Annotated in this window: 16 protein-coding genes; 1 reads left to right on the forward strand and 15 read right to left on the reverse strand. The window is 63.3% G+C overall.

Features of this window, described 5'->3' with window-relative positions:
• Nucleotides 1-42: 42 nt before the first annotated feature.
• The 12 genes from hflC to ndk form a co-directional block, all read right to left on the reverse strand.
• A complete protein-coding gene (hflC, locus tag P9255_RS26830) occupies nucleotides 43-939 on the reverse strand; it encodes a protease modulator HflC (protein WP_309764730.1) in 897 nt (298 codons plus the stop codon).
• 11 nt (nucleotides 940-950) lie between these two features.
• Nucleotides 951-2,336, reverse strand: coding sequence for an FtsH protease activity modulator HflK (gene hflK, locus P9255_RS26835; RefSeq protein WP_309790699.1), 1,386 nt, complete (start codon nucleotides 2,334-2,336; stop codon nucleotides 951-953).
• A gap of 54 nt (nucleotides 2,337-2,390) precedes the next feature.
• On the reverse strand, nucleotides 2,391-3,659 hold the full coding sequence (hflX, locus tag P9255_RS26840; protein ID WP_309790700.1) for a GTPase HflX: 1,269 nt from the start codon (nucleotides 3,657-3,659) through the stop codon (nucleotides 2,391-2,393).
• A gap of 86 nt (nucleotides 3,660-3,745) precedes the next feature.
• Nucleotides 3,746-3,982: an RNA chaperone Hfq gene (gene hfq, locus P9255_RS26845; RefSeq protein WP_006999489.1), complete on the reverse strand. Its 237-nt coding sequence runs from the start codon at nucleotides 3,980-3,982 to the stop codon at nucleotides 3,746-3,748.
• Nucleotides 3,983-4,128: 146 nt separating this feature from the next.
• The gene (gene der / locus P9255_RS26850) at nucleotides 4,129-5,469 is read right to left on the reverse strand and encodes a ribosome biogenesis GTPase Der (protein WP_309764727.1); all 1,341 of its coding nucleotides are present in this window, start codon (nucleotides 5,467-5,469) and stop codon (nucleotides 4,129-4,131) included.
• A 356-nt stretch (nucleotides 5,470-5,825) separates the two neighbouring features.
• On the reverse strand, nucleotides 5,826-6,968 hold the full coding sequence (bamB, locus tag P9255_RS26855) for an outer membrane protein assembly factor BamB (protein ID WP_309790701.1): 1,143 nt from the start codon (nucleotides 6,966-6,968) through the stop codon (nucleotides 5,826-5,828).
• A 146-nt stretch (nucleotides 6,969-7,114) separates the two neighbouring features.
• Entirely contained in the window at nucleotides 7,115-7,744 is a 630-nt protein-coding gene (locus P9255_RS26860) for a tetratricopeptide repeat protein (RefSeq protein WP_309764725.1), read from the reverse strand.
• 112 nt (nucleotides 7,745-7,856) lie between these two features.
• A complete protein-coding gene (hisS, locus tag P9255_RS26865; RefSeq protein WP_309764724.1) occupies nucleotides 7,857-9,203 on the reverse strand; it encodes a histidine--tRNA ligase in 1,347 nt (448 codons plus the stop codon).
• Between the two features lie 6 nt (nucleotides 9,204-9,209).
• A complete protein-coding gene (gene ispG / locus P9255_RS26870) occupies nucleotides 9,210-10,526 on the reverse strand; it encodes a flavodoxin-dependent (E)-4-hydroxy-3-methylbut-2-enyl-diphosphate synthase (protein ID WP_309790702.1) in 1,317 nt (438 codons plus the stop codon).
• Between the two features lie 144 nt (nucleotides 10,527-10,670).
• The gene (locus P9255_RS26875) at nucleotides 10,671-11,783 is read right to left on the reverse strand and encodes a helix-turn-helix domain-containing protein (RefSeq protein WP_309790703.1); all 1,113 of its coding nucleotides are present in this window, start codon (nucleotides 11,781-11,783) and stop codon (nucleotides 10,671-10,673) included.
• Nucleotides 11,784-12,008: 225 nt separating this feature from the next.
• On the reverse strand, nucleotides 12,009-13,151 hold the full coding sequence (rlmN, locus tag P9255_RS26880; protein WP_309764721.1) for a 23S rRNA (adenine(2503)-C(2))-methyltransferase RlmN: 1,143 nt from the start codon (nucleotides 13,149-13,151) through the stop codon (nucleotides 12,009-12,011).
• Nucleotides 13,152-13,339: 188 nt separating this feature from the next.
• The gene (ndk, locus tag P9255_RS26885) at nucleotides 13,340-13,765 is read right to left on the reverse strand and encodes a nucleoside-diphosphate kinase (protein WP_244794611.1); all 426 of its coding nucleotides are present in this window, start codon (nucleotides 13,763-13,765) and stop codon (nucleotides 13,340-13,342) included.
• A gap of 301 nt (nucleotides 13,766-14,066) precedes the next feature.
• Between ndk and P9255_RS26890 the strand changes: the two genes are divergently transcribed.
• A complete protein-coding gene (locus P9255_RS26890; RefSeq protein WP_309764720.1) occupies nucleotides 14,067-14,765 on the forward strand; it encodes a Bax inhibitor-1/YccA family protein in 699 nt (232 codons plus the stop codon).
• Between the two features lie 79 nt (nucleotides 14,766-14,844).
• Here the strand turns inward: P9255_RS26890 and rlmD are convergent, their stop codons facing one another.
• From rlmD to rpoS, 3 genes are all read right to left on the reverse strand, one after another.
• Entirely contained in the window at nucleotides 14,845-16,170 is a 1,326-nt protein-coding gene (gene rlmD / locus P9255_RS26895; RefSeq protein ID WP_309790806.1) for a 23S rRNA (uracil(1939)-C(5))-methyltransferase RlmD, read from the reverse strand.
• A 149-nt stretch (nucleotides 16,171-16,319) separates the two neighbouring features.
• Nucleotides 16,320-17,096 carry a 3'-5' exonuclease gene (locus P9255_RS26900; RefSeq protein ID WP_309764719.1) on the reverse strand — a complete coding sequence of 259 codons (777 nt, stop codon included), beginning with the start codon at nucleotides 17,094-17,096 and terminating at the stop codon, nucleotides 16,320-16,322.
• 52 nt (nucleotides 17,097-17,148) lie between these two features.
• Nucleotides 17,149-18,243 (reverse strand): RNA polymerase sigma factor RpoS, encoded by a 1,095-nt coding sequence (gene rpoS, locus P9255_RS26905; protein ID WP_309764718.1) that lies wholly within the window; start codon nucleotides 18,241-18,243, stop codon nucleotides 17,149-17,151.

Consider the following 18,243-nt stretch of genomic DNA (forward strand, 5'->3'; position numbering starts at 1 on the left):
CCGCGCGATTGTTGGTTCACTTCGCGCGCGGCGCAGGTACGGTCAGCGTTTGGCTGCGGCAGCGGATGCGTCCGCACCGCCGTTCGGGCTTTTCATGAAGCGGAAGAAATCGCTGCTCGGATCGACCACCATCACGTCGCCCGGCTTGAACGTCTTCTTGTACGCCTCGAGGCTCTGATAGAACTGATAGAACTGCGGATCGCGTCCATATGCGTCGGCTGCGATGGCCGCCGCCTTGCTGTCCCCTTCGCCACGGATCGACTGCGCCTGACTATAGGCATCGGCGAGAATCTGCTGTTGCTCGCGTTCGGCATCGCCCTTGATCTTGTCGGCTTGAGCCGTACCCTTCGCGCGCTCGTTCGCCGCCGCCTGCTGGCGCGCCGCGATCATGCGCTTGTAGACGGACTCGGCCACCGCCGACGGAAAGTCGATACGCGTCATTTGCAGATCGACGAGCTGCACGCCGAATGCACCGGCCGCGCTTTCCACGGCCTTCAGCGCCTCGCTTTCGAGTGCCTGCTGGTTGCCGAGCGCATCGGTCAGTGAGCGGTTTGCGAACGCGCTCGCCAGTGCCGTCCGGGCAAGCGCGATCAAACGCTCCTGGGCGGTCTGCGTGTTTTTCTCGTTACTGACGAAGAGCTTGAGCGGATCGGCCACGCGATACTTCACGACCGTGTTCACCAGCACTTCGTTCTTGTCCGACGTCGTGAAGCGGTCCGCCCCGCTCTCGTCGATGGTGAGCGTGCGCGTGTCGATCAGCGTGAGCGTCTGAAACGGCGGCGGCAGCTTGAAGTGCAGGCCGGGACCGTCGAGGCGCGGGTTGCTGTCGCCATGAGCGGCAACGATGGCGGCGTGCCGTTCGTCGACGGTGAAGACCATCGACGAACCGATGAACAGCACGATGACGACTGCGACGACGAGCGCAATGATTCGATTCATGTTCGCGCTCCTTACTGCAGGTCGTCTTGACGGCTGCGCGAGCGGAACGCATCGCGCGAGCGCAGCGGGTCGCCACTGGCGGCACTGGCGCCGCTTGCGGGGCTTGCACCGCTTGCGGGCGCCGCCGTCGCGGGCGCGGCCGGCGCGGAAGCAGGCGCGGCGGCCTGCGGACGCACCTGCGCTTCCACGGCAGCCGACGCTGCGGCCCCCGTATTCGCCGCTGTGTCTTTCGCCTGCTGACGGTTCGCATCGACGAGCTTGTCGAGCGGCAGATAAATCACGTTATTGCCTGCCTTGCTATCCACGAAGACCTTTGTAGTGCGCGAGTAGATCTGCTGCATCGTGTCCAGGTACATGCGTTGACGAATGAGCGCCGGCGCCTTCGAGTATTCCGCGTAGACCTCCTTGAAACGCTCGGCGTCGCCCTGAGCCTGCGTGACCTCGCGATTGCTGTACGCAGTGGCTTCTTCGACCATCTTCGCGGCATCCGCCTTCGCGCGGGGCAGCAGCTGATTCGCGTAGGCCTCGGCGGTATCGCGGGCGCGTTCGTTGTCCTGCCGCACGCGCGATGCTTCTTCGAACGCCGCCTGCACCTGAGTCGGCACCTGCACGCTCTGCACGGTGACGCCCGTCACTTGCAGGCCGGTACGATAGGCGTCGAGCGAACGCTGGATGGATTCGGTCAGCCGCGGACGAAGTGCTTCGCGGTCCTTGTAAAGCAGGTCGTCGGTGGTCGCGGCGCCAGCGATTTCACGGATCGCAGCCTGCCCCGCCTCGGTGACGCTCTGGTCGGGATCGACGTTGCGGAACAGGAAGTCGGTCGGCGATTTGATCTGATACTGCACGGCGAAGCGCACGTCGAGAATGTCCGCTTCGTTCGTGAGGAGCGATGCATCGCGCACATTGCCTTGCGACAGCGCCGCGCCGCGCCCGATTTCGACGGAGCGCACCTGCGACGTATCGACGATGTCGTGCGACTGGAACGGGTACGGCAGGCGCCAGTGAATGCCTTGCGTCACCGTCTGCCGATACTGCCCGAACTGCGAGACCACGGCGACGTGTCCATCCTGGACGACGAACACGCCGCTGCCGAGATAGATCGCGATCAGCACGCCAATGACGATGCCCACGCCGATGCGCGTGCCCCGTCCGTTGTCGCGCGGCATGCCGCCGTTCGGCTTGCGGCCGAAAATGCCCGCAATCCGGCGATTGAATTCGCGCCACATTTCATCAAGATCCGGCGGGCCTTCTTCCTTGCCGTTACCGCGCTTGCCGTCTTGCGGGCGCTTGGAATCGTTCTTGACGCCGTCGCCCTCGCCCCGCCCCCAGCGCGGATCGTTGATCGAAAAGACGGCATGCATGCGCTGCCTGTTAGTCCGCTCGTTGTAATCGTTCACTCGGTGATTCACCATTAGACAGCCGGTTCGATGCCGCGGGTCATGCGGAGCAGTTCAGTGTCCGTGTTCGGGAACCTTGTGGCCGTCACGTTCTCCGGCTGGCCGGTGGTCTTCCGGCTGCGCGTTCGCGTCGTGTGTCTCGTTCGGCCCGGACTGCGTGGATTGCGTGGCTTCTGAGGCCTGTGCCGGCTCGCCGGTTTCGGCCAATACGCTCGGCATGCTTTCTTCGGGTTCGCCTGCTTCCGCTGAAGCGATTTCGGCGATGGCGGCGCGCAGTGCGTCGAGTCCCTGACCCGTGCGTGCGCTCAAAAAGACGCGCGAAATATTACCATACTCATCCCTTTCAACCGCCTCGCCGCGGGCCGCAAGTTCGGGCACGGCGTCGATCTTGTTGAAGACGAGAATCTGGCGAATCGAGTCCGCGCCGATGCTGCGCAACACCTCGTTCACCTGATCGATCTGATCGAGGCGCACGGAGCTGGAGGCATCCACCACGTGCAGCAGCAAGTCGGCGTGGATGGTTTCCTCGAGCGTCGCGCGAAACGCCGCGACGAGCTGGTGCGGCAACTCGCGGATGAAGCCCACGGTATCCGACACGACGACATGGCCCGCCTCTTCGCCGAGAAACACGCGGCGGGAGGTGGTGTCGAGCGTGGCGAACAACTGGTTCGCGGCATACGCCTGCGCCTTGGTCAGCGCGTTGAAGAGCGTCGACTTACCCGCGTTCGTATAGCCGACGAGCGACACAGACATCGTCTGGTTGCGCTCGCGCTGCCGGCGCTGAGTGCCGTGCTGGCGGCGCAGCTTCGCAAGACGCGTCTTTAGCGCCTTGATGCGCTCGCCGATCAGCCGGCGGTCGGTTTCGAGCTGCGTCTCGCCGGGACCGCGCAAACCGATCCCGCCTTTCTGACGTTCGAGGTGAGTCCAGGCGCGAATCAGCCGCGTGGACAAATACTGCAATTGCGCGAGTTCGACCTGCAGCTTGCCTTCATGGCTGCGCGCGCGCTGCGCAAAGATATCGAGGATGAGACTGGTGCGATCGACCACGCGGCGGCTCAACGCAAGTTCGAGATTGCGTTGCTGCGCGGGTGCGAGCGCGTGATTGAAGATTACGAGTTCGACGTCGTTCGCTTCGCAGGAAAGGCGCAGTTCTTCGACCTTTCCGCTGCCAATGAACATTTTGGCGTCCGGACTGGACCGACGGCCGGTGAGCGTAACGGCAGGATGGGCGCCCGCACTTTCTGCGAGCAGGCTGAGTTCTTCGAGGCTGGCTTCGAAATCGATCTTGCCGAAGTCGATGCCGACGAGCGCTGCGTTAATCAAATTATGTCTGGATAATTTTTGAAGCGACCGGCGAGTTGCGCAATATTCGAATTCGGAATGGCAACGGCGCGCCGGCCGCAACGAGGTTAGGACGATTCAGCGTCCGGGTGGAAATTCACCGGGCGAGCCGGCACGACCGTGGAAATGGCGTGCTTGTAGACCATCTGGGTGACCGTATTCCGGAGCAACACGACGTACTGGTCGAACGATTCGATGTTCCCTTGAAGCTTGATGCCGTTGACCAAATAGATCGACACCGGCACGTGCTCTTTACGCAGTGCGTTCAAAAACGGGTCTTGTAACAATTGCCCTTTGTTGCTCATAGCAAACTCCGTGTTTTTTGCAGGTTAGAAGTATTGTGACGAAGAAAAAGAGATCCGCCGACAATCGCTACACTATAGCCGATTTTCGTTTCCGCACCAGACCGGCCATTCGGCCAACCGGCCCGAAACACTTGGCTCCGCGGCAGTTACTCTTTGTCCGCGTAAGGGTTCTTGCTCGAGCGAAACTCTATGCGCAATGGAGTGCCGGCCAGCCCAAAAGTTTCGCGGAAGCGCCCTTCCAGATACCGCTTATAGGTATCGGTGACTGCATCCAGCGCATTGCCGTGCACGACGATGATCGGCGGATTCTGCCCGCCCTGATGCGCGTAGCGCAGCTTCGGCCTGACCGGCCCGCGGCGGCGCGGCTGCTGAAACTCCACGGCTTCGATCAGCGCGCGCGTGAGCTTCGGCGTCGGCAGCTTCGCCATCGCGGCGGCATAGGCGTCGTCGACCGATTTCATCAGCGCGCCGATGCCGGTCTTCTCCAGCGCCGAGACGTAGTGAAATTTAGCAAAGTCCAAAAACTTGAGCTTGCGCGTGAGATCGGCCTTGGTGCGCTCGCGCACATGCGAATCCAGCCCATCCCACTTGTTCACGCCGACCACGAGCGCGCGTCCCTGTTCGACGACGAAACCCGCGATATGCGCATCCTGATCGGAGATGTCCTGCTGTGCGTCTAGCAGGAGAATCACGACGTTGGCATCCGAGATCGACTGCAGCGTCTTCACCACCGAGAACTTCTCGATCGCTTCGAACACTTTGCCGCGGCGACGCAAACCCGCCGTGTCGATCAACGTGTATTTGCGGCCTTGCCGCTCAAAATCAACATAGATCGAATCGCGCGTGGTGCCGGGCATGTCGAACGCGATCACGCGCTCTTCGCCGATCAGCGTATTGACGAGCGTCGACTTGCCGACGTTCGGCCGCCCGACGATCGCGATCTTGACGCCGTGCTGCGCCTTTTCTTCCTCGCTTTCTTCCGGCTGACCGGCATAGGCGATGTCGAGCGCGTCGTTGATCATCTCGCTGACGCCGTCGCCGTGCGCTGCGGAGATGGCGCGGGGATCGCCGAGACCGAGTTCATAGAAGTCCGACGCGACCGCCGTGTACTTCATCCCTTCGGCCTTGTTGACCACCAGGAAGAGCGGCCGGCCGGTCTTGCGCAGATAGTCGGCGATGGACTTGTCCTGCGGTGCGAGCCCATTGCGTCCATCGACGATGAACACGACGACATCCGCTTCTTCGACGGCCTGCCGCGTCTGACGCGCCATCTCGTGCAGGATGCCGTCCTTCGCGACCGGCTCGAAACCGCCCGTATCGACGACGAGATACGGACGTTCCCCGCCCACGCGCCCTTCGCCGTAGTGGCGGTCGCGCGTGAGACCGGGCAGATCGGCGACGAGCGCGTCGCGCGAGCGCGTCAGCCGGTTGAAGAGAGTCGATTTCCCCACATTGGGGCGCCCGACGAGGGCAATCACGGGTTTCATCAGAGTTTGTTCACAGTTGAACGCAGGCGATGTGCGAAACGCGCGGGTCGGCGTCTTCGCCGCTTGCGCCGCGAGAATGGCTGCGCTTGTCGAAAATTAGCATGGATTCGGCCCGCCGCTTTGCAGCGCACGCCGCTGTCAGGCGCCGGCGCCGTGAATCGGCCGGTGCCGTGCGCGGGCTCTTGTTGCGCGGCATCGCGCGCCTTGTTCTTTCATGCCCGGCTGAGCGGGCTTTCTTGTCGAGCGCGAACGGATGTCGCGCCCTCGTTCTGCAACCCGTTCGGGGTCTCGGCGCCACGGGCGCCGGTCTTTCCGACTGCGCTTCGTCCCGCGAAGGACGAAGCGCTGCGTGACGCTTACTGCGGACGGAAGCCGTACAGCGCGCCATCGTGCGTCTGCACGACGAGCGTGTTGCCCGCCAGCACCGGCGCCGCGGTGATCTGGCTGCCATCGGTCGGCGCGCGGCCGACGATCTCGCCGTTGTCCACGCTCAGGAAGTGCACGAAGCCCTTGTAGTCGCCGACGACGACGGCGCGGCCCAGGATGAACGGCACGCTGACCTGACGGCTCTTCAGCTTGTCGTTCTTCCAGATGGGCGCGCCATCCGATGCGCGGAACGCGTTGACCACCGACCAGTCGTCGCCGGCCGCGACGATCTGCTCGTCCTGCGCGAGGCCGCTATCGCTCGAGAAGTTCTTTTCCCAGACGGGACGGCCCGAGTTCGCATCGAAGCAGCCGATCTTGCCCTGGAACGTCACCGCGCAGGTTTGCGCGCCGACGAGACCCGGCGCGCCGGTCACGTCGTTGATGCGTTCCACTTCCGTCACACCCTTCGGATACGACACCGGCGCTTGCCAGTACGCATCGCCCGTTTGCAGATTGATCGCCGCGAAGTTGCCGCCCGGGAAGCCCGCGAGCACCGCCTGATTGCCGGCGAACGTCATGCCTGCTGCCACGCGCAGATTCAGCGGCACGGCGCGCAACTGGAATATCCACTTCTGCTCGCCGGTCTGCGCGCTGAACGCGATAACCTTGCCGTCGATGGTCCGCACGACCACGAGGTCGTTGCCGACGAGCGGCGGCGAAATGATTTCCCCCGGCGCCGTGGCCGTCCACAATTGCTTGCCGTCCGGTCCGAGCGCGTAGACCGAGCCCTTCAGGCCGCCGACGGCCGTCAGGTTGCCGTCGCTTCCGACACCCGCCGAGAGATCGTCCTTGAGTTTCGTGCGCCAGACTTCCTGGCCGGTCTTCGCGTCGATCTTCGCGACGGTGCCGTTCTCGCCCGCGGCGAAGACCGCATCGCCCACGGCGACCGGAGCGAACAGATAACGGCCGGCCTTGCCGACACTCGCTTTCCATGCCTGGGTGACGTTGAGCACCGGCTTGATGTTGACGAGCGGTGTCGGCACGCGGCGCTCGTCCTTGGTGGACGCGCAGGCGGCCAGCAGGACGGTCATCGCGCAGGCGAAGGGCACGGCGTAGCGTTTCAAATGAATCATCGGTGGACGCAACATGAATGGGTGAATTCGGTTGACCGGCGCAGCCGCGTTTTCGCTCGATGGCGATGCGCGGCGCGGCGGCTTGATTGGCGAAATTGCGTTGGCGCTTGCACGAGGTGACGGGCGGAACCGCCGCTCGTCAGCGATCAGCCGCCAAGCGCATCGAGCTTGAACTCGATCAGTTGCCGCGTGGCCGTGTCGTTCTTCGGCAACGTGTCGAGCGCCGTCTTGTAGGCGGTGCGCGCGTCGTCGCGCTTGCCTTGCGCCGCGAGAAGATCGCCTCGGCGGTCGGCGACGACGCCCTTGAACGCATCGAGCGGGGCGTCGGCGAGCAGCTTCAGGCCGGCGTCGTAGCTCTTTTCGTCAAGCAGGATCAGCGCCATGCGCAGCTTCGCGATCTGCTTGTACTCGTCGTCCTTCGCGTGGTCGATGGCCCACTGCAGTTGCGCCTTCGCGCCGGCTGAATCGCCCGCCGCATAGAGCGACTTGGCCGCCGCGAGCGCCGACATTTGCGCGTACGCGGTGCCGCCGAACTTGTCTTCCATGTCCGACGCCACACGCGCGACGAGCTTCTGATCGTTGCCGTTCGCGGCTTGCTGCAGCCGGTCGTAGAGCACAGAAGCCTCGGCCGCCTGACGGCGCTGCCAGTAATTCCAGCCGTTGAAACCGGCCGCAACGACGAGCGCCACGAGCACGATCCACGTCGTGGCGTTACCCCATTTGGCCCACCAGGCCTTCACACTTTCCAGTGATTCTTGTTCGTCGTGGTAACTCATCGTCCAGCTATTCCTTCCTGCGTCTCATTGCTCATCCTGAGCGTTGCGCGATGGCGGGATCGAACCGATCTCCACGATGCGCGCGGCTCTTGATCCGATCGATGCCTGTTTGTCAGGCGTCCTCGTCGGCGGATGCAACCATCGCATTGATTAGGTATTCGGTCAAGTCTTCCGCCGGAACGTTCACTTGCTCGTTCTTTTGCGCATCGGCCGTTTCGTCGCCGGTGCGGCGCAGCGGCTTCACGCCGATCATCCCCTGCGCGAGCTCGTCTTCACCGAGCACCACGGCGAACGCCGCGCCGCTCGCATCCGCCTTCTTCATCTGCGACTTGAAGCTCGCGGGTGCGCCATCCGGGCTGCAGTGCAGAACGACGTCCAGCCCCGTGTCGCGTAGCCGCTCTGCAACGATGAACGCGTGCTCCGCCGCCTTCTCTCCTTGATGCACGACGTACACGTCGGTGCCTTCGGCTTCCGGCACGAGATTCTCTTCCTTCAGCAGTTCGAGAATGCGCTCGACGCCCATCGCCCAGCCGCACGCCGCCGTCGGCTTGCCGCCCAGTTGCTCGATGAGCGGATCGTAGCGGCCGCCGCCCGCCACCGTGCCTTGCGCGCCGAGCTTGTCGGTGACCCATTCGAACACGGTGAGGTTGTAGTAGTCGAGGCCGCGCACGAGACGCGGATTGACGGTGAACGGAATGTTGTTCGCCTTCAGCAGACGCTGAACGCCGTCAAAGTGCTTGCGCGACTCCTCGCCCAGAAAATCGACGAGCTTCGGCGCGTTCTGCGCGATGTCCTGCATCGCCGGGTTCTTCGTGTCGAGCACGCGCAGCGGATTGGTATAGAGACGGCGCTTCGCTTCTTCGTCCAGCGAATCGGCGTGCTTTTCCAGATAGGCGATCAGTTCCTTGCGATGCGCCGCGCGCTCTTGCGCCTGACCAAGCGAATTCAGTTCGAGGCGGATACCGGTGAGGCCGAGGTCGTCCCACAGGCGCTGACACATCATGATGATTTCTGCGTCCGTATCCGGACCGGCAAAGCCGAGCGCTTCCACGCCGACCTGATGGAACTGCCGATACCGTCCGCGCTGCGGACGCTCGTGGCGGAACATCGGGCCGATGTACCACAGGCGCTTCGGGCCGTCGTACAGCAGATTGTGTTCGATGGTCGCGCGCACGACGGCGGCCGTGTTCTCGGGACGCATCGTGAGGTGCTCGCCGTTGAGCGCGTCGGTGAAGCTGTACATCTCCTTCTCGACGATATCGGTCACCTCACCGATGCCGCGCGTGAAAAGCTGCGTATGCTCGACGATCGGCGTGCGAATGTTCTGATAGCCGTATGCGCGCAGCATCGACTTGACGGTGCTTTCGAAGAAGTCCCACAACGCGGCATCCTGCGGGAGGATGTCGTTCATGCCCTTCACGCCGCTCAGCTTCGGAAGCCGTTTCTTCTGTTCAGTCATCTGTTTTTAAAGTGATGCCGCGGACGTCTCGACGCGCTGGCCGTAAGTGCGCTCGACGTAATCGCTAACGATTTGCTGGAATTCCTCGGCGATGCGCTCGCCGCGCAGCGTCTTGACCTTCACGCCGTCGATAAACACAGGCGCGGCCGGATTCTCGCCCGAACCGGGCAGGCTGATGCCGATATTCGCGTGCTTCGACTCGCCCGGCCCGTTGACGATGCAGCCCATCACCGCGACGTGCATCTTCTCGACGCCGGGGTACTGGTCGCGCCATTCAGGCATCGAGTTGCGCAGATACGTCTGAATCTGCGACGCCAGTTCCTGAAACAGCGTGCTCGTCGTGCGGCCGCAACCGGGACACGCGATGACCATCGGCGTGAACGACCGCAGGCCCATCGTCTGCAAGATTTCTTGCCCGACGACCACTTCGCCCGTCCGCGCGCCGCCCGGCTCCGGGGTCAGCGAGATCCGAATGGTGTCGCCGATGCCTTCCTGCAGCAGCACGGAAAGCGCGGCCGTCGAAGCCACGATGCCCTTCGAGCCCATGCCCGCCTCGGTCAGCCCGAGATGCAGCGCGAAGCTGCAGCGCTTCGCCAGTTCGCGATACACCGCGATCAGGTCCTGTACGCCGCTCACCTTGCACGAGAGGATGATCTTGTCGCGCCCGAGTCCCAGTTCGACGGCGCGTTCCGCCGAGCCGACCGCCGACTGGACCAGCGCTTCGTACATGACGCTCTGCAAGTCCCACGGCTTCGCGCGCGCGGCGTTTTCGTCCATCATGCGCGCGAGCAGGTCCTGGTCGAGACTGCCCCAGTTCACGCCGATCCGCACCGGCTTGTCGTACTTGATCGCGGCTTCGATCATCTGCGCGAATTGCGTGTCGCGCTTCGCGCCCTGGCCGACGTTGCCGGGATTGATTCGGTACTTCGACAGCGTCTCGGCGCAAGCGGGATAGTCGCGCAGCAGCAAATGGCCGTTGTAATGGAAGTCGCCGACGAGCGGGACGGTCACGCCCATGCGATCGAGCTGCTCCCGGATGTGCGGCACGGCTGCCGCCGCTTCCGGCGTGTTCACCGTGATGCGCACGAGTTCGGAGCCGGCCTGTGCGAGCTCCTTGATCTGGATCGCGGTGCCGATGGCGTCGGCGGTGTCGGTGTTGGTCATCGACTGGACGCGCACCGGCGCATCGCCGCCGATCGTCACCAGCTGGCCGCCCCAGCGCACGTCCACCGCATGCGACGAACGGCGCGGCAGCGGACCGCCGAAGACCGGATCGGTCGAACAAATCTTGCTGCTAATCAGGGATTGAGCTTCGGATTGCATCGAAAAACCCTTTGGCAACCGGCGCGCTGCACGCGCAGCGACCGTCGCTTGGTTTGAACCTCAAACGGGCGTCACAGCCGAACCGTGACGCCCCTCGTTTTTCCGCACGCTGAATCACCGACGCCGGCCGGCTCTGCCTGCCTGTCAGGGCAACGACAGGCGCGCGACGTTTCCGCGTGCGCCGGAATACTTCTTTGCATCGACGGGCTGATCGTCGATCGACAGCGATTCGACGCCCTTCGCATTCCCGACGGTCACCCGGAACGGCGCCTCGCCCTGCACGCGCTGCGCGCTGCCCGCGCGAACCAGACCGGAGAACAATTCCTTGCCGTCCTTGCTGCGCACGTTGAACCAGCTGTCTTCCTTTACCTTCAATTCGATGGCGTTCGCGCCCGTGCCCACGCTTCCGACCGTCGGAGCCGATGCCGCCGCAGCGGATGCCGGCGCCGCAGCCGCCGGCGCAGCCTTGACGGTCGATGCCGCAGCCGCCGCGCTCGCGCCCTGCACCGCTGCAATCGTCGACGACGACGCCGGCAACGCGTTCGTGCCGAGCGGTCGTGGCATCGGCTGTTCGCCGGGCGCTGCGGCCACCTCGGGCAACGATGCCTCGCCGGTATTCGCCGCCGCTGCTTCATCGGGCGTCGCGACTTGCGACGCGGCGGGCTTGTCGCTGGACATCGCTGCAGGAGTCGCACTCGACTTCAACCGGGCGAGCCACGCCGACGAATCCCCGCCGGTATGCCACATCGCGAGCGCCGCCAGCGCCACGACGATGGCCGCTACGCCCCACAGCCACGAACGCTTGCGGCCGGAGGAACTGCCGAGCGGCACCGAGACGCGCCCCCGCGGCAAGCCCGCTCCCGACGACGCCGGCACCTTCAGATTGTGTTCCACCGGCACGCCGTCACGGCGAAACGCCTGCGTGAACGGCGTCGGGTCAGCGCCCAGAACCTTCGCATAACTGCGCACGATGCCCGCCGCGAACGTACGGTCCGGCAAGTGGCTGATATCGCCCTCTTCGAGCGCCGCCAGCTTTTGCGGCGACACTTTGAGGCGCGCCGATACATCGTCGATAGACCACGCTTTCGCGTGCCGGAGCTGCGCGAGACGCGCGCCGACTGCCTGCAGCGAGTCCAGGGGCCCCGCCTGGCGCTCGTCCGATGCCGCCCCGTCGACTCGCGTCCGGCCATCCTGTTGAGTGGCAGACAGATCGCCGGTATGACTGCCGAAAGGCGTCGGGTGTTGCGGCTCACTCATCCCAAATTCCTCGCATCGAATCTTTTATATAGCGCTGCTGCGCCGTGAAGTGCAAAAAGCACTGAACGATACAACTCCGGCGCTGTTGCAGACCGCTTTATAACAAAATGTTCGGCTTTGCGCGCCCTGTGGGGCGCTTGCTTCGTTGTTATTTATGGACTTCGTTGTAGCGACACGCCAGTGCCGGCTAGCATGCCCGACGGTGCGTCCAGGAACGCGCCGCCGTCAGACCGCGCGCACCTCGATCACCTTGCCGCCCGCGCGATTCGTGCGCTCGGCGAGCCGCGTCCGGTCCTGCACCGCACCGGCGAGCTGGCCGCAGGCCGCGTCGATATCGTCGCCGCGCGTCTTGCGCACGGTCGTGACGATGCCCGCGTCGATCAGAACTTGCGCGAACCGCTTGATCTGCTCGTTCTTCGACCGGGTCAGGCCCGACTCGGGGAACGGGTTGAACGGGATCAGGTTGAATTTGCACGGCACGTCGCGCGTGACGGCGAGCAGTTCGCGCGCGTGCGCTTCGGTGTCGTTCACGCCGTCCAGCATGCAGTATTCGAACGTAATGAAATCACGCGGCGCGACCTTCAGATAACGCTGACACGCGGCCATCAACTCGCGCAGCGGATACTTCTTGTTGAGCGGCACCAGCATGTCGCGCAACGGATCGTTCGGCGCGTGCAGCGATACCGCGAGCGCCACCGGCAGGTCCGCCGCGAGGCGGTCCATCATCGGCACCACGCCGGACGTGGACAGCGTGACGCGCCGGCGCGAGAGGCCGTAGGCGTTGTCGTCGAGCATCAGGCGCATGGCCGGCACGACGGCGTCGTAATTCAGCATCGGTTCGCCCATGCCCATCATCACGACGTTCGTGACGACGCGCTCGCCCTTGCCCGGCCCGCCGACTTCGCGGCCGAGCGACTTGCGCAGGGCGAACTCCGCCATGCGCAACTGGCCGATGATTTCCGCGGTCGTCAGATTACGGGAGAAACCTTGCTTGCCGGTGGAGCAGAACCGGCAGTTGACCGCGCACCCCGCCTGCGACGAGACGCACAGCGTTCCGCGCGTTTCTTCGGGAATGAACACGGTTTCGACCGCGTTGCCGTTGCCGACGTCGATCAGCCACTTGCGGGTGCCGTCGGAGGAAACGTGGTCGCTTATGATGCCGGGCATCGCCAGCGTGGCGCGGCCCTTGAGTTTTTCGCGCAGCGATTTCGCGAGATCGGTCATGCCGTCGAAATCGTCGGCGCCGAACTGGTGGATCCAGCGCTGCAATTGCTTGGCGCGAAACGGCTTTTCGCCGAGGCTGCCGCAGTAAGCGACCAGCCCGGCGGCGTCGAGATCGAGAAGATTGACGGTGGTGCTGCTCGTCATGTCGAGTTCTGCCATTTACAGATTGCGAAGCCCGGACCGGTTGCATCAACCGGGTCCGGGACCGTTCGCGCCAATTCCTGCTTTGTGACAACTATTTCTGCGTTGCGGCGCGATGACCGCGCGATTGGTCCGGCGCGGCGACCAACGCTTGGATCGGTTTGCCGACCGGCGTGCGATCGGCGTTGCGATTAACGCGAGTAAACGTTCACTTCCGGGAAGAAGAACGCGACTTCCTGACGTGCCGTTTCCGGAGCGTCCGAGCCGTGCACGGCATTTGCGTCGATGCTGTCGGCGAAGTCAGCGCGGATCGTGCCCTTCTCGGCCTTCTTCGGATCGGTCGCGCCCATCAGGTCGCGATGCTTGGCGATTGCGTTTTCGCCTTCCAGCACCTGAATGACGACCGGGCCGGAGATCATGAATTCCACGAGGTCCTTGAAGAACGGACGTGCGGCGTGCACGGCGTAGAACTTCTCAGCGTCGGCGCGCGACAGATGAACCATGCGCGACGCGATGATCTTCAGACCAGCGTTCTCGAAACGGCTGTAGATCTGGCCGATAACGTTCTTTGCCACTGCGTCCGGCTTGATAATCGACAGGGTGCGCTCGATCGCCATGAAAAACTCCAAAAAATGAACGGTTTACGGATTAAAACGAATCGACAATTGTAGCACGAACCAAGGTATGATTGCGATTGAAACCTTACGGCGCCGTAAGCATCAAAGGTGCAAGGACCGCCCCGCGTGAAAGGCAGCGCCAGGCATTGAATTCGGCACGGGCCGCAGCCATATTCGAGCCGGTTATGGCGGGAAGCAAGCGCCGCGAATCCTAAGAATGGCTTAAGTCCGCGACCCTATCATTGACGTGTGACGCATATTGAAGCAGGACCAACGAAGACAATTGGAGCAAGGAGAAACCATGAACGAATCACCCTACAGCTTTGGCCGTAACGGCAGCGTCACCTCGGTGGAGGTGCGCAACAAGGTGCTGCGCAATACTTACTGGCTGCTCGCGCTGTCGATGCTGCCGACGGTTCTCGGCGCCTGGGTCGGCGTGGCGACGGGCTTCTCGCTGTTCGCCGCCACGAGCCCGGCGATGAGTTTCATCGCGTTCCTGGCCATCGCGTTCGGCTTCATGTTCGCGATCGAAAAGACGAAGGACAGCGGCATGGGCGTCGTCGTCCTGCTGGGTTTCACGTTCTTCATGGGCCTCATGCTCTCGCGCCTGCTGAGTTTCATCCTCGGTTTCTCGAACGGGCCGCAGCTCATCATGATGGCGTTCGGCGGCACCGGCGTGATCTTCGCCGCAATGGCGACCATCGCCACGGTCAGCAAGCGTGACTTCTCGGGCCTCGGCAAGTGGCTGTTCATGGGCGTGCTGGTGATCCTGCTGGCGGCGTTCGCGAACATCTTCCTGCAACTGCCGGCGCTGATGATGACCATCTCGGTGCTCGCCATCGTGATCTTCTCGGCGTACATGCTGTTCGACGTGCAGCGCGTCGTGAACGGCGGCGAGACGAACTACATCAGCGCGACGCTCGCGATCTACCTCGATCTGTACAACGTGTTCACGAACCTGCTGGCGCTGCTCGGCATCTTCGGCGGCAACCGCAACTGATCGGCGGTACGCGCTTCGAAAATGAAAAACCGGCCTTTTCAGGCCGGTTTTTTTGCGTCCGCTGAAATCGGGCGATGCCTCAGTCGCGCTCGAACAACGCGATCGATTCGACATGCGACGTATGCGGGAACATGTTCACGACGCCGGCCCCCTTCATCCGATACCCGGCTTCGTGTACGAGCAGACCGGCATCGCGCGCGAGCGTCGCCGGATTGCACGACACATAGACGATGCGCTCCGGCAGCGGCCCGTCGCCGCTTTGCGCGATGTCCGCGAGCGCCTTCGATACCGCGAGCGCGCCTTCGCGCGGCGGATCGATCAGGAACTTGTCGAATGCGCCTAGCGCGCGGAAATCATCGGCCGTGACTTCGAAGAGATTCCGGCAAGCGAACGACGTATGGCCGTCGACGCCATTCGCCTTTGCATTTTCCAGCGCGCGCGCCGTCAGCGCTTCGCTTCCCTCTATGCCGACGACCTCGCGCGACAGCCGCGCGAGCGGCAGCGTGAAATTGCCGATGCCGCAGAACAGGTCCAGCACGCGGTCCGACGGCTGCGGCGCGAGCAGGCTCAGCGCGCGCGCCACCAGCACGCGGTTGATCTGGTGATTGACCTGCGTGAAATCGGTCGGCTTGAACGGCATGCGGATATCGAATTCCGGCAGCGTATAAGCCAGTTCGCGGTCGAGCGGATAGAACGGATAAACCGTATCCGGCCCCTTCGGCTGGAGCCAGAACTGCACGTCATGCTCATCGGCGAACGCGCGAATCAGCGCTTCGTCTGCTTCGGTGAGCGGTTCGAGAATGCGCAGCACGAGCGCAGTCACGTCCGTTCCGACGGCAAGTTCGATCTGCGGCATGCGATCGCGGATCGACAGCCCCGCCACCATGTGTCGCAGCGGCACGAGCATCGCGGAGACGTGCGGCGGAAGCACCTCGCAGCTCGTCATGTCCGCGACGTAGCTGCTCTTGCGCTCGTGGAAACCGACCAGCACGCCGCCCTTCTTCTCGACATGCCGCACCGTCAGCCGCGCGCGATAGCGGTATCCCCACGACGGACCGTGAATCGGCCGGAACATGGTTTCGGCGCGGAGCTTCGCCAGATGCTGCAGATTGTCTTCCAGCACGCGCTGCTTCACGGCGATCTGCGCGCGGACATCGAGATGCTGCATGGAGCAGCCGCCGCACGTGCCGAAGAACTGGCACTTCGGCTTCGCGCGGATCACGCTTTCGCGCAGCACCTTGACGACTTGCGCCTGCTCGAAGCTCGGCTTCTTGCGGTAGCTGGAGTAGCTGACCCGTTCGCCCGGCAGCGCGCCTTCGACGAAGATGACCTTGCCCGGCTCGCCGTCCTCGTTGACCGTGCGGCCGACGCCGCGCGCTTCCATATCGAGCGCGTCGATTTCGATTTCGGGCGCGACGAACGAGGGATCGGGCGTAACGGATTTGGCCGGCGCGGCGCGGCGGCGATGCGGATTTTTTCGAGCGGCTTCAGACACCTGCGTACTTCCTGACTGACGGGATGGCAAACACGAGATTGTAGACGAACGTCACGAAGTCATTGCCCGAACGCGGCGAGATACTCCGCCCAGTGCGGCGATGCTTCCTGCGCGAGCGCGTTCTTCACGAAGTTGATTTCGTCGGCGTACTCGTCGGGCGTGAAACCGCCGCGCATCATCTGAAAACGGCAATACATCAGATACGTGTTGACGACATCGGTCTCGCAATAATTGCGGATTTCGTCGAGCTGGCCGTCGCAATACGCTTCCCAGACCTTGCCACCGTCCATGCCGAGCTTGCCCGGAAAGCCGCAAAGTTTGGCGAGCGCATCGAGCGGCGCATTGGCGCGCGCCTGATACATCGCGAGGACGTCCATCAGATCGATATGCCGCATGTGATAGCGGCTGATGTAGTTATTGAACTTGAACTCGCGATCGTCCTGTCCGAGATCCCAGTATCGCGGTGCGGCGATGCCCTGCACGAGCGCACGGTAATGCAGCACCGGCAGATCGAAGCCGCCGCCGTTCCACGAAACGAGTTGCGGCGTGTACTTCTCGATCACGCGATAGAACGACTGGATGAGCGCAGCCTCGCCATCGTCCTTCGTGCCCAGCGAGCGGACCCGGAAGCCGTTGTTGTCGCGGAACACGCAGGAGATCGCGGCCACGCGCTGCAGATGATGCGGCAAAAAATCGTTGCCGACGCGTTCGCGCCGCGCGGCGAATGCATGGTCCGCGACTTCGCGGTCGGAGAGATCGTCGGGCAAATCTTCGAGACGGCGAATGCCGTCGACATCGGGAATGGTCTCGATGTCGAATACGAGAATCGGTGTCATTGAATCCTGCAGAAGTACGGCGATGCGACCCCCTCGCGGGCGTCGATCAGCTTTAAAGCACGGCGTCCTTGCGAACGCCGTTCGATGCGAAGAAACGCTTGAGCCTTACGAGCGCCTCTTGCTGGATCTGGCGCACACGTTCGCGCGTGAGGCCCATCTCGTCGGCCAGTTCTTCGAGCGTCGCGGGCTCGATGTGATTGAGTCCGAAACGTCGTTCGATTACATGCCGATGCTTGTCCGACAGCCGCGACAGCCAGAGGCGCGTGAGCGACTCGAGTTCGCGATGCTGCACTTCGGCATCGGGCGACTGGCTCTGGTCGTCCGACAGAAGATCGAGCAGGCTGCTGCCCGGATCGAGATCGAGCGGCGCGTCGAGCGACGCGGTATGTTCGTTGAGCGCGAGAATGTCGGTCACTTCCTCCGGCGTCTTGCCGGTGAGATAGGCGATATCGTCGATGCTCGCATCGCGGCGCTCGGGCGCGACGGCATCGTTCGAGTTGGCGGAATTTTTTTCCAGATGGCGCTTGGCGCGCAACACCTGATTGAGTTCGCGGATCACGTGCACCGGCAGCCGCACCGTGCGCGCCTGATTCATGATCGCACGTTCGATGCTCTGGCGGATCCACCATGTCGCATATGTCGAGAAACGAAAACCGCGCGTCGGATCGAATTTCTCGATGGCATGCATGAGGCCGAGATTGCCCTCTTCGATGAGATCGAGCAAAGGCACGCCGCGGTTCAGATAACCCTTCGCGATGCTGACGACCAGCCGCAGATTGCGCTCGATCATCACCTGCCGCGCCTCGAACTCGCCCGCCTTTGCGAGACGCGAATACCGCTGCTCCTCCTCGACGGTAAGCAGCGGCTTCACGCTGATGCGGTTCAGGTAATGCTGGATGGTATCGGCCGTGAGTTCGGCCTGAAGAAGCGAGCGAAAGTCGTCGGCGTCGGGAGCGGAATCGTTTGCGCGTTCGGCGCCTTCTTCGCTCTTGTCCCGGCTTCCGCTTTCTTCCTCGGAATCGACGTCGACGTCGATGTTCTCGGCGTCGTCATCATGGGTCGAAGCACCCTCCTCCACCGACACTTGCAAAGGTCGGCTGATCGTCTCAGTCTCGGCTTGCGGCAGGCGGCGCTTCGTTTTCGGCAT

The sequence above is a fragment of the Caballeronia sp. LZ019 genome, assembly GCF_031450825.1.
In the GTDB taxonomy this organism is placed as follows: domain Bacteria; phylum Pseudomonadota; class Gammaproteobacteria; order Burkholderiales; family Burkholderiaceae; genus Caballeronia.